Raw genomic sequence first — 13,178 nt, forward strand, 5'->3', positions numbered from 1 at the left:
AAATAATAGTTGTTTACTTAGAATTGCTCAACAAATCTAACAAAATATTTGACTTGACAATACGAAACACTACATTTCTTTTTCTAAAAGTTGTTGTTCGTATAATTCTTTATAATATCCTTCTTCTTCTATTAATTGATTATGAATACCTTGCTGAATTATATTTCCTTCATCTAAAACTATAATTTTATCTGCATTCTTAGCTGATGAAACTCTGTGACTTATAATAATTGTAGTTTTATCGCTAGATATTCTTTCTAAGTTTGATAAAATTTGTTCTTCTGTTTCTGTATCTACTGCCGATAAACAATCGTCAAAAATTAAAATTTTAGGGTCTTTTATAATGGCTCTTGCTATAGAAGTACGTTGTTTTTGTCCTCCTGAAAGCGTTACTCCTCTTTCTCCTAAAATAGTTTTATAACCGTCTTTAAAACCAATGATATTATCGTGAATTACAGCATTTTTAGCTGCTTTTACTATTTCTTCTTCAGAAGCATTTTCTTTACCAAACTTTATATTGTTTTCTATTGTATCTGAAAATAAAAATGGATCTTGAGGCACAAAACCTATTTGACTTCTAACATCATTTAAATTACGAGTTTTAATATTTTCACCATCAATTAACACTTCACCTTCTGTTACATCATATAAGCGTGAAATCAGATTTATTACTGTAGATTTTCCACTTCCTGTTTTTCCTAATATAGCTAAGGTTTCTCCTGCATTTATAGTAAAAGTTACACCTTTCAACGCAGTAATACCAGTATCATCATAAGTTAACGATACTTTTTTAAACTCTACCTTTCCTTTTATTTCTGTAGGTTCTTCAACTGTATTTTCTATTTCTGGGACCTGCTCTAAGAATTCATTAATCCTTTGTTGTGAAGCCTCTGCTTGTTGCACCATAGAAGTAACCCAACCAACTACCGCCACTGGCCAAGTAAGAATATTTACATACATAACAAAAGCTGCAATAGCCCCCACTTGAATTTCTCCAGCAATGTATTGTGTTCCTCCTATATACAATACAATAATATTACTAATTCCTATTAACAATATCATAAGAGGGAAAAACAAAGCTTGAACTTTATACAAATCAATATTCTTTTCTTTACTCTGGTTTGCAATCTCATCAAATGAAGTAATCACTTCTTTTTCTATTCCATATGATTTTACAACATTAATTCCTGAAAAGAACTCTTGATTAAACGTTGTTAACTTCGATAAATACTGCTGAACAATTGTACTTCTTTTATTAATTTGCTTACTCAATATAAAAATTGATATCGATAACACTGGAAATGGAATCATGGTGTAAAAAGTAAGCTTTGGCGAAATTGCATACATTTGAGTAAAACCAATAATAAAAGATATAATCATATTTAATGAATACATAATAGCTGGACCAAAATACATACGTACTTTAGATACATCTTCACTAATACGATTCATTAAATCACCTGTTCTATTCTTTTTATAAAAGTTAATCGATAGGTTTTGATATTGTTGATAGATTTCGTTTTTTAAGTCAAACTCAATCATACGTGACATTACAATAATCGTCTGCCTCATTAAGAAAGTAAAAAAACCTCCTAGTAAAGTTACACCAACAATCAATAATATATTATTAAGTAGTATAGTTTTAACCTCAGATAGTTCTGCTAACTTGCCCAACTGATAATCTTCTACTACATTAAGAGAATCTCCAACAAAATCTGGAATTTTAAGTGTTAAGATTTTAGATAATATTGTAATTAACACTCCTAAAAGTAATCTCCATTTATATTTTACAAAGTATTTATTAAGATATTGTAATGCTTTCAATTTTAAATTTATGTTTAAATAAAAAAATTAAACTAACAAATGCTTTTTGTTAATAATAACATAATTTAGTTCTCTTTTTTTGCTTATGTTTTGACGATTTCTTACTTTTGCACTCGAATTTTTGAGATTTATAAAACAGTCTCAAATTAAAAAACAACTAAAAATGACATCAGAAATCATTGATACTAAAGATCTTAAGAATGACCCAGTATTTGGTCAACTTTCTTTCGATAATCACGAGCAAATTGTTTTTTGCAACGACGAAGATACAGGATTAAAAGCAATAATTGGTATTCATAACACAACTTTAGGGCCTGCTTTAGGTGGTACTAGAATGTGGCAATATAAAAGCGAGTGGGAAGCGTTAAATGATGTTTTACGTTTATCTCGTGGGATGACATATAAATCGGCTATTACTGGATTAAACCTTGGTGGAGGTAAAGCTGTTATTATTGGGGATGCTAAGACTCAAAAGAACGATGCTTTAATGCGTAAGTTTGGTGAGTATGTAAATTCTTTAAGCGGAAAATATATTACTGCTGAAGATGTTGGGATGGAAACTCGCGATATGGATATTATCCGTGAAGTTACTCCACATGTAACTGGTGTTTCTGAAGCAATTGGTGGATCTGGAAACCCTTCTCCTGTTACTGCTTACGGAGTATATATGGGAATGAAAGCTGCTTCTAAATATAAGTTTGGTTCTGAAAACTTAGATGGTAAAAAAGTATTAGTACAAGGTGTTGGTCACGTTGGAGAAACTTTAGTTAAGCATATTACTGATGAAGGTGCTCAAGTTATCTTAAATGATATTAACGAAGCTCGTTTAGAAGAGTTAAGTAAAAAGTACGGTGCAAACGTAGTATTAGGAAACGATATTTACGGTTTAGATATCGACATCTATGCTCCATGTGCTTTAGGTGCTACAGTAAACGATGAGAGTATTTCTCAATTAAAAGCTAAAGTTATTGCTGGTGCTGCTAACAATCAATTAGCAAACGAATTAAAACACGGTAAATTATTACAAGAAAAAGGAATTGCTTATGCTCCTGACTTCTTAATTAATGCTGGTGGAATTATTAATGTTTATGCAGAAGTAGTTGGTTATGACAAAGCTGAAAGCTTAAAAAGAACTGAAAACATTTACAATACAACATTAGAGATTTTCAATTTAGCAGAAAAAGAAAATATCACTACACATCAAGCTGCTTTCAATATTGCACAATCTAGAATTGATGCACGTAAAAAAGAGCAAAATAGCTAGATAAAAAACAAAAAAGTTTTACTTTTGCAGAGCGTTAGAAACAATTTCTATCGCTCTTTTTTTTAAAGTTCTTTAAAATGATTAACAGAAGACACATTCGAGTTAAAGTAATGCAATCGGTTTATGCGATGCAACAATCACACAGTGATGATTTGGTGAAGGAAGAAAAGTTTTTAAAACACAGCATACAAAAAATGTACGATTTGTATGTTTTAAACCTTCAGTTATTAGTAGAAGTACAAAAATTAGCTCGTAAAAGAATTGAACTTTCAAAAAAGAAAATACTTGCGACTAAAGAGGATCTAAATCCTAACGAAAAATTTATCAACAACAGACTTATTAATCTATTAAACGAAAGCGTTAGCTTAGAAGGTTATGTGGAATTAAATAAGCTTAACTATTGGGAACTTGATGATGAGTATATCAAAATCCTTTTAGATGAACTTCAAAATAGCGACATGTATAAAAAGTACATGAATACAGTTGAAGATTCATATAATGTAGATAGAGCTTTTGTAATTGAGTTTTTTAGAGAAATAGTAGCTCCTAATGAAAAGCTAGCTGATTACTTTGAAGATAAAATGATTTCTTGGATTGATGATATTCCTTTTGTAAACACTTGGATCATTAAATCTTTAAACAAACAGAAACCACAAAATCCTTTTATTTTAGGAAGTCTTTATAAAGACAATGAAGATAAATTGTTTGTATCTAATTTGTTTACAAAGACAATGCTTAATCAGCATAAATATGAAGAAGACATTATTGATAAAACTCCAAACTGGGAAGCAGATAGAATAGCCGACATTGATATGATTATTATTAAAATGGCTATTACTGAATTTTTACATTTCCCTTCTATACCTAGTAGAGTAAGTATTAATGAGTATATCGAGTTAGCTAAGGATTATTCTACAAACAAAAGTGGGTATTTTATAAATGGAGTTTTAGATAAATTAGCAAAAGACTATTTAGCCTCTGATAAGATGGTTAAAATAGGTAGAGGTTTGTTATAATTTATTATTTTTACAACAGAATAAATTAAATGTTTTTTAAAATGAAAAAAATAGCAATAGCAATAGCATTATTCGTTTCAACAGGAATGTTAGTTTCTTGTGGTCAAGGAAATGCATCATCAAAAGTAAAAAAGGAGAATGTTGAGAAAGCAGAAAAGAGAGATACTTCTATAAGCTTAGGAGCTCCAACTGTTTCTTTTGACAAAGAAGAATATGACTTTGGTACCGTTAATGAAGGAGAAGTTGTTGAGACTACTTTTGTTGTTACAAATACTGGTAAATCAGATTTAGTAATTACTAATGCTCAAGCTAGCTGTGGATGTACTGTACCTGTTTGGCCAAGAACCCCTATTGCACCTGGTAAAACTGGAGATATTAAGGTAAGCTTTAACACTAACGGGAAACCAAATAAACAATCTAAGTCAATAACATTATCTACGAATACAGAAAAAGGAAGAGAAATTCTTAAAATTTCTGGTATGGTAACTCCTAAAAAGAAAGCTTAATGTTTACAACCATATTCTTACAAGCTAGCTCACAAGAAAGCATTATGAATATGCTTCCTTTTATTGCTATGATTGGTGTTTTTTACTTTCTGATTATTCGTCCACAAATGAAACGTCAGAAAAAAGAAAAACAATTCCAAACCACAATAAAAAAAGGAATTAAAGTAGTTACATCTAGTGGTATTCATGGTAAAATTACCGAAATTAACGATTCAGATAATACAGTAACTATTGAAACTGGAGCTGGTAAAATTAAGTTTGAACGCTCAGCTATCTCTATGGAGCTTAGTAAAAAATATAATACTACAGAGAAAAAATAGTATTCCTATATTTTAAAAAAGTGAGCTTATAAGCTCACTTTTTTGTTTTTTATGTAGATTGCATAATATTTAAATTTTGAATAAAACTTTCAACATACCTAAAACCTTTTTTGGTTTTTTAATAGCTTCTATTCTTTTTTGGCTACTTATAAACCTATCTAAAGAATATACTTCTATTTCAAACTTAGAAATAGTATATACTGATTTACCTCAAAAAAAAATACTGCTCTCCCCTCCTCTAAAAAAACTACCTGTACTTATAAAAGGAACTGGGTTTAATTTAATTTCTACTAAAATTGCTAATAAACCCATAAAGCTTAGCCTAAAAAAGCTTTCTAAAAAAAGCGCAAATGATTACTATTTTTTATCAAAAAATATATTTCAAGATATTCAAGATCAATTAAAATCCGGAACAGAATTAACTCTAATTCAAAAAGATAGTATCTTATTAAAAATAGGAACATTATATTCAAAGAAAGTTCCTTTAAAAGCAAACCTCAATACAACCTTTCAGTTAGGTTATGATTACTCTAGCCCTACTACTATTACTCCTGATAGTGTCTTAATTTCTGGAGATAAAACTTTTTTAAAAAACATCAACTCATTGATGCTTGAAAAAATCAACTTGGAAAATATCTCAGAAAACAAAAGCATTCAATCTGTTATACTTTTTCCAAAAGAAGGAGAAATTAAAACGAATATCACTTCTGCAAAAGTTAACGTTTATGTAGACAAATTTACAGAAGGTGAAGTTGAAGTTCCTATTTTAGTCAAGAACGCTCCTAAGAGTATTAACATATATCCTAAAAAAGTAAAATTAATTTACAAAGTAAGTTTAAATAACTTTAATAAAATCACTCCAGATTTATTTAAAGTTGAATGCAATTATCATCAAGTAGAAAATAACGATACTAACTACCTTACTCCAAAATTAATTGTCTCATCAGATTTGGTTTCTTCGGTAAGAGTTACTCCAAATAAAATAGATTTTTTAATTCATAAATAATATGGTTGTAGGATTAACAGGCGGTATCGGTAGCGGAAAATCAACTATCTTAAAAATGTTTTCCAAATTTGAAAACATTGCAGTTTATATTGCCGATGAAGAAGCTAAAAAACTAATGATCTCTTCTAGTGAAATTAAATCTCAATTAATTACCCAATTTGGAGAAGAAACTTACCAAAATAACCAATTAAACAGACAATATTTAGCAAATATTGTTTTTAAAGACAAAAGTAAGTTAGCTAAATTAAACTCTATTGTTCATCCAATTGTTCACAAACATTTACAAAACTTTATCGATAGCAATTCAAAAAAGAAATACATCCTTTATGAAAACGCTATTCTTTTTGAAAATGGCAGTAATCATATTTGCGATAAAATAATCACCGTAACTGCCCCTGAAAACATTAGAATTGAACGTGTTCTAAAAAGAGATAATTCAAACATAGAAGATGTAAAGAATAGAATGAAAAATCAATGGAGCCAAACTAAAAAAACTCTACAATCTCACTATATAATTGAGAACCTGACAATTAGTAAAAGTAACGAACAAGTCTTAAAAATCCACAATAATTTAACAAAAAACCTATAGTAATTTACGTTTAATTAATGCTTTTTCTTAAAATTATCTTAATTTTACACTAACTTTGTTAATCTAAGTTAAAAGAAAACATCCCTTCACTTTATTGATTTATTTTTGAATAATGGGTAAGAAAATTTTCATGCTTATTGTTGTTTTAATGAGTATTTCATTAATAGGAATAATCTCTGTTCAAGTATATTGGATTAAAGATGCCATTAGAAACAAACAACAACAATTTAACAATAATGTAATTATTGCTTTAGCTGGTACTTCAGAAAGTATAAAAGATAGAGAGTACACAGAATTTGTTCAAAATAGTAAAGACTTTTTTGAGAATAATAAATTTAGAACAGATGCTGAAATAAAGACTTTCTTGTTTCAACAGATAGATACAACCAACAAGAAAAAATTCTCTTTTGGTAGTACTATTTTAGAAGAAAACTTTAAAATACCTGGAGATTTTGTTAATAATGACTCTATTATTGTTAAGCGTTACACAGGTAAAGAAGACATTTATTTTTCTCAAATTATAAAATCTGAAAACAAAGATTTTAGAAGATCCAATAACGAAAGTCAATTTTCAACTTTTAAACTTTATGATAATTGGAACAAACAACAATTAGAACATGTATTTAGAGAAAGTAAAAGAATATACCCTATTAACCAACGAATTAGCAACAAACAGCTAAACGAAACAATAAAGCGGGAATTAGCAAAAATGAATATAACCCAAGATTTTAAATATTGTGTATATGAAGATGGATTTGCTACGCAATTAAAATCTGGTTATTTCAATATTAAGCCTAACGACACTAGTTACCCTCTATTTGAAGATGATGATGGAAATAGTAAATATAAACTATACATAAGATTTCCTAACGAACGTAAAAACTTACTTTCTGGAATGGTTAAAATTTTAGGTTTATCATTATTGTTTATTGGTATAATTATTGCAGCTTTCTCTGCTTCATTGTATCAACTAATTCGTCAGAAAAAAATATCTGAAATCAAAACAGATTTCATAAACAATATGACTCATGAGTTTAAAACACCTATAGCTACTATTAACCTAGCTTTAGACGCTATTAAAAACCCTAAGATCATATCGAATCAAGATAAAGTGAAACGTTATGTTCAAATGATTCGTGACGAAAACAAACGTATGCATGGACAAGTTGAAAATGTTTTACGAATTTCTAGATTAGAAAAAAATCAAATAGAAATTAGTAAGGATGCTATTGATGTTCACGACATCATTGAAGAAGCTATAGAACACATTCAGTTATTAATAAATGATAAAAAAGGGAGCGTAACAACACATTTTAAAGCTATTTCAACAGAAATATTAGGTAACCAATTCCACTTAACAAACGTGGTAGTTAATATGCTTGAAAATGCTTTAAAGTATTCTGATGGTGCACCAAAAATTGATGTTTATACTGAAAGTACAAATAAATACTTTATCTTTAAGATAAAAGATAAAGGTATAGGAATGAGTAGGAATGCTCAAAAATATGTTTTTGATAAATTTTATAGAGAACATAAAGGAAATATTCACAACGTAAAAGGTCATGGTTTAGGATTAGCCTACGTAAAAGAGATTATAGATAACCACCAAGGGACAATACACGTTGAAAGTGAAAAAGGCAAAGGAAGCTTGTTTACGGTTAAATTACCATTAATATAAATTTAAAATAAGATGGGGAGTAAAAAAATACTATTAGTAGAAGACGATCCAAATTTCGGAACTGTTCTAAAAGATTACCTAGCATTAAACGACTATAATGTTACACATGCTAAAGATGGTATAGATGGATTAATCATGTTTAAAAATGCTGAATATGATTTATGTATTTTAGATGTAATGATGCCTCGAAAAGATGGATTTTCATTAGCTCAAGACATTAGAACAACCAATAAAGAAATCCCAATAATTTTCTTAACTGCTAAAACTTTAAAAGAAGATGTTTTAAGAGGTTATCAAGTGGGTGCTGACGATTATTTAAATAAACCTTTCGATTCTGAAGTTTTATTACACAAAATCAAAGCTATCTTACAAAGAAAAGAAAATGAAAAGTCAAACGAAACTGATGAGTTTGAATTTAAAATAGGTGGATTTGATTTTAACTCTAAATTACGTCACTTAACTTTTAATGGTGGAGAAACTCAAAAATTATCTCCAAAAGAAAGTAAACTTTTAAGAATGCTAGCTATTCATAAAAACGACTTAATGCCTCGTGAATTAGCTTTAACTAAAATATGGAGAGATGATAATTATTTTACTTCTCGTAGTATGGACGTTTATATTGCTAAGCTTAGAAAGTATTTAAAGAATGACGAAAATGTTGAAATCTTAAATATCCACGGTGAAGGATTCAGGTTAATAGACAAGTCTTAAAAAAACATCAAAGAAAACAAAAGAGAAAAGACTTCCTTTCATTAGGAAGTCTTTTCTTTTTTTATAAATTGTAACAATAATTCTAATGAATCGTCAAATACATATAATCAACAAACTCAAACAAATTTGGAAACAATTTTATCTATAAAAAACCTTGATAAAAAATATGGGAGCGTCCATGCTGTTAACAACCTATCTTTCGACATAAAAAAAGGTAACGTTTACGGTATTCTAGGTCCTAACGGAAGTGGTAAATCAACAACTCTAGGTATTATTTTAAATGTAGTAAATAAAACCTCAGGAGAATTCAGTTGGTTTGATGGTAATTTATCTACTCATGAAGCATTAAAAAAAGTTGGAGCAATTATTGAACGTCCTAATTTTTACCCATATATGTCAGCTGTTCAAAATTTACAGCTAATTTGTAAAATAAAAGGTGTTTCTCATGATAAAATTGAAGAGAAACTAAAAGTTGTAAATCTTTTTGACAGAAAAGACAGCAAGTTTAAAACTTACTCTTTAGGTATGAAGCAACGATTAGCTATTGCTTCTGCCCTACTAAATGATCCTGAAATTTTAATTCTAGATGAACCAACTAATGGTTTAGACCCACAAGGAATCCACGAAATTCGTCAGATTATAAAAAAGATTGCTAAAAATGGAACTACAATACTTTTAGCCTCTCACTTACTTGATGAAGTAGAAAAAGTTTGTTCGCATGTTTTAATAATAAGAAACGGGGTAAAGCTCTATAGTGGTAGAGTTGATGAAATGACTACTTCTAATGGTTTTTTCGAATTAAACTCAGAAAATAACGAGTTCTTAATTAATTCCTTAAAAAAGCACCCGGCAATAGGTAACATTAAAGAAGAAAACGGTCATATTATTGCTTTATTAAATAATGAATTATCTTCTTCTGAAATTAATAAATTTCTTTTTGAAAATAATATAACACTTTCTCATTTAGTAAAAAGAAAACCTAGCTTAGAACAGCAATTCTTAGACTTAACGAACAATAACTAATCTTACCCAATTTACCATGTTACGACTTTTACAAATAGAATTTCATAAATTAAAACACAATAGAGCCAGTAAGGTTCTTTCAATCATATATTTTGGACTATTAACTTCCATAGCCTTAATTGCAGCTATTAAATTTGACATTGGTCCTATAAAATTCCATTTAGCAGAGCAAGGCATATTCAATTTCCCATATATATGGCACTTTAACACTTATATGGCTGCTATTTTCAAGTTCTTTTTATTACTTGTAATAGTTTCTATGATGGCCAACGAGTACAGTTACAAAACATTAAAACAAAACTTGATTGATGGATTAAGTAAAAAAGAGTTTATTCTTTCTAAATTTTATACAGTTATTGCTTTTGCTGCAGTTTCAACACTTTTTGTTTTTGTTATTTCATTAATTTTAGGTGCTATATATTCAGATTTTAATGAGTTATCAATAATCTTCTCAGACCTTAGTTATTTAATAGCATTCTTTGTTAAATTAGTTGGATTCTTTTCATTTGGTTTGTTTTTAGGAATCTTAATTAAAAGATCTGCATTTGCAGTAGCTGCAATGATTGTATGGCTAATTATTGAGAATATTTTTAAAGGCTATTTACTTTGGAATTTTAAAGACTTAAAAACAAGTACTAGTGAAACTGTAGATTCAATCATGCAATTTTTCCCATTGGAAGCAATGGCTAACTTAATAAAAGAACCTGTTTCTAGATTAGGAGCTGTTAAATCTGTAGCTAATCAAATAGGAGAAAACTATACAAAAGATTACTCTGTTAGCTTTTTAAACATTTTTATTGTATTAGTTTGGACCTCTATTTTTATATATGCTTCATATTTTTTGTTAAAAAAACGAGATTTATAATACGTTTTAAGTAGTTTAGTTGTTCTATATTAGCAGAAAATTACTTAAAAGAATGAAAAAAACTCCATTACTACTACTCTTTTTATTAGTTTCAATATCAATTTATTCTCAAAAAGAAGCAAATTTTTGGTATTTTGGTAACAATGCTGCTCTAGATTTCAATTCAGGAACACCTGTACCAGTAAACAATAGTCAGTTAAATACCACAGAGGGATGTTCTTCTTTTTCAAATGCTAATGGAGATTTATTATTTTATGTTGGTGCTCCTAGCCCTAACGCAAGAAATTTAACCATTTGGAATCGAGATAATGTCCCAATGCCTTTTTCTGACGTTACTAGTGGTGGACAAACATTAAAAGGAGATTCATCAAGTTCACAATCTGCTTTAACTGTACCAGCACCTAAAAAAAAGGATATTTATTATCTTTTCACTGTAGGTGCTCAATTAGGAACAGCAGGTGAAAAAGGTTTTTGGTATTATACCATTGATATGACCAAAGATGGTAGTTTTGGAGATATTGTAAATGGGCCTGTCGAATTACATACTTCATCTTTAAAAAACCAATGGAGTGAAAAAGTAACAGCTGTAAGAGGAGATGAATGTAATACTTTTTGGGTTATTTCTTTTGCTACTGGAAACACGTTCTTTGCTTACAAAGTTGATGAAAATGGAGTAGACACAGCTAATCCTGTTATTACAGTCATTAATGGTTTATCCATAAATGATCCTAGAGGTTATTTAAAAGTATCTCCAGACGGAACTAAATTAGCACTAGCTAATATGACTAGTGGAGCCTATCTTTTTAATTTTGATGACAAAACAGGTAGAGTTACTAATTATAATAATGCAACCTCTCCACAGGTAATCGCAACCAACTTTGAAAGTGCTTATGGTGTAGAATTTTCTGCTTCCAGTAGAAGAATGTATGTTTCAACTGGAGAATTTAGCAATGCTACTGAAAATTTATATCAATTTGATGTTACTAAAAAAACTATGACTGAAGTTAATAGTTCTAGGTTTACTGTACATACGTATTTTAATGCTAGAGGAGCTTTACAATTAGGACCTGATAGTAAAATTTACTGGACTAGTCATCAAAACGATAGAATAAGTGTTATAAACAAACCCGAAGAGTTAGGTACGGCTTGTGATTACTCTCATTTATCAGTTGGTTTAGGTGGTATTGCTACTGCTAGTCAAGGACTCCCACCTTTCCTGTCCTCTTTATTGTTACCTATACAAATAACAGATAGCGCAACTGGTAAAATTCTTAATAACTTAACAGAACAAAACTGTATCGGAGAATCTTTAACCGTTACTCCTGAAAACATAACCCCTCAAGCTGGTTCTACAGTCAATTATGAATGGTACTTTAACAATGGAGCTACTCCTATTGCTACTACCAGTAATTTAACTTTACCTAATTTAACTCTTGCTAATGCCGGTGATTATAGACTAAGTGTTAGTTTAACAGATAATTGTGGAAATGCTACTACTTTAGAAGGTGTTTTTAAACTAGAAATTTATCAACCCACAGCTGCAACACAACCAAATGATATTTTCTATTGTGATACTGACAATGATGGTTTTAACACTTTTGACTTACAAGCCACTGTTACACCTCAAGTTTTAAATGGGCAAAGCACTACCTCATATGAAGTAAAATACTTCCTATCTCAAGCTGATGCTAATTCTAATAATAATGCCATAGTAAACCCATATACTAATCCAACGGCTTTTAGTAATCAAATTATTTATGCTAGAATGCATAATGTAATAGCTCCAAATGCTTGTTTCGATATTAAATCTTTTCAATTAGTAGTAACAGGAAACCCCATACCTCAAACTCCTATTGATTATGAAGAGTGTGATGACACTGCTAATGGTGGAGACACAGATGGTTTCTTTAATAATTTCTTGTTAAACTCTAAAGACAATGAAATTCTAGGTACGCTTCCTACTGCAACTTATCAAGTTTCTTATCATACTACATTATCTGGTGCTAACACAGATAAAAACACTGATGTAATTGATAAAAACACTCCATACAGAAATGCCACAGTTAATTCTCAAACGATTTATGTTAGGGTAGAAAATAAAAATAACCCTGCTTGTAATGATACTTCTAAATCTTTTAATTTAATTGTAAATCCATTACCTGTTGTTAACAACCCTGTAATTATTAGACAATGTGATACTGATGCTGATTTAAACACAAGTATCAACCTTACATTATCGCAAATGAATATTTCTGCTAACCACGCTAATGAAACATTCAAATACTACCCTACTCAAAATGATGCTATTAATAATACTGCTGAAATAACTAATACTACTGCACATCCTGTTACAAATGGTGATGTTATTTGGGTAAG

General features: G+C 29.4%; 11 protein-coding genes and 1 pseudogene. 11 read left to right on the forward strand and 1 reads right to left on the reverse strand.

The features are described 5' to 3' along the window. Nucleotides 1-69: 69 nt before the first annotated feature. Nucleotides 70-1,824 carry an ABC transporter ATP-binding protein gene (locus F7018_RS06795; protein ID WP_150899261.1) on the reverse strand — a complete coding sequence of 585 codons (1,755 nt, stop codon included), beginning with the start codon at nucleotides 1,822-1,824 and terminating at the stop codon, nucleotides 70-72. Between the two features lie 163 nt (nucleotides 1,825-1,987). On the opposite strand from F7018_RS06795, the gene F7018_RS06800 reads away from it, so the two are divergent. The 11 genes and pseudogenes from F7018_RS06800 to F7018_RS06850 all read left to right on the forward strand — a co-directional run. Beyond that, a complete protein-coding gene (locus F7018_RS06800) occupies nucleotides 1,988-3,088 on the forward strand; it encodes a Glu/Leu/Phe/Val family dehydrogenase (RefSeq protein WP_150899262.1) in 1,101 nt (366 codons plus the stop codon). A gap of 77 nt (nucleotides 3,089-3,165) precedes the next feature. Continuing rightward, on the forward strand, nucleotides 3,166-4,104 hold the full coding sequence (gene nusB / locus F7018_RS06805; RefSeq protein ID WP_150899263.1) for a transcription antitermination factor NusB: 939 nt from the start codon (nucleotides 3,166-3,168) through the stop codon (nucleotides 4,102-4,104). 41 nt (nucleotides 4,105-4,145) lie between these two features. After that, nucleotides 4,146-4,610, forward strand: a complete 465-nt coding sequence (locus F7018_RS06810) for a DUF1573 domain-containing protein (RefSeq protein WP_150899264.1) — start codon at nucleotides 4,146-4,148, stop codon at nucleotides 4,608-4,610. Continuing rightward, complete coding sequence (yajC, locus tag F7018_RS06815) at nucleotides 4,610-4,930, forward strand: preprotein translocase subunit YajC (protein ID WP_150899265.1); 321 nt, start codon at nucleotides 4,610-4,612, stop codon at nucleotides 4,928-4,930. The genes F7018_RS06810 and yajC overlap by 1 nt, the downstream gene beginning before the upstream one ends. A gap of 76 nt (nucleotides 4,931-5,006) precedes the next feature. Then, complete coding sequence (locus tag F7018_RS06820; protein WP_175578673.1) at nucleotides 5,007-5,936, forward strand: CdaR family protein; 930 nt, start codon at nucleotides 5,007-5,009, stop codon at nucleotides 5,934-5,936. 1 nt (nucleotide 5,937) lies between these two features. Then, a complete protein-coding gene (coaE, locus tag F7018_RS06825) occupies nucleotides 5,938-6,525 on the forward strand; it encodes a dephospho-CoA kinase (protein ID WP_150899267.1) in 588 nt (195 codons plus the stop codon). A gap of 112 nt (nucleotides 6,526-6,637) precedes the next feature. Further along, nucleotides 6,638-8,203: a sensor histidine kinase gene (locus tag F7018_RS06830; protein ID WP_150899268.1), complete on the forward strand. Its 1,566-nt coding sequence runs from the start codon at nucleotides 6,638-6,640 to the stop codon at nucleotides 8,201-8,203. Nucleotides 8,204-8,215: 12 nt separating this feature from the next. Continuing rightward, complete coding sequence (locus F7018_RS06835) at nucleotides 8,216-8,914, forward strand: response regulator transcription factor (RefSeq protein ID WP_150899269.1); 699 nt, start codon at nucleotides 8,216-8,218, stop codon at nucleotides 8,912-8,914. A 126-nt stretch (nucleotides 8,915-9,040) separates the two neighbouring features. After that, nucleotides 9,041-9,937 carry an ABC transporter ATP-binding protein gene (locus F7018_RS06840; RefSeq protein WP_150899270.1) on the forward strand — a complete coding sequence of 299 codons (897 nt, stop codon included), beginning with the start codon at nucleotides 9,041-9,043 and terminating at the stop codon, nucleotides 9,935-9,937. Between the two features lie 16 nt (nucleotides 9,938-9,953). Beyond that, nucleotides 9,954-10,802: an ABC transporter permease gene (locus F7018_RS06845; protein WP_150899271.1), complete on the forward strand. Its 849-nt coding sequence runs from the start codon at nucleotides 9,954-9,956 to the stop codon at nucleotides 10,800-10,802. Nucleotides 10,803-10,854: 52 nt separating this feature from the next. Then, nucleotides 10,855-13,178, forward strand: a pseudogene (locus F7018_RS06850) (PKD domain-containing protein); the annotation flags it as partial.

The organism is Tenacibaculum aiptasiae, from assembly GCF_008806755.1.
Taxonomy (GTDB): Bacteria; Bacteroidota; Bacteroidia; order Flavobacteriales; family Flavobacteriaceae; genus Polaribacter; species Polaribacter aiptasiae.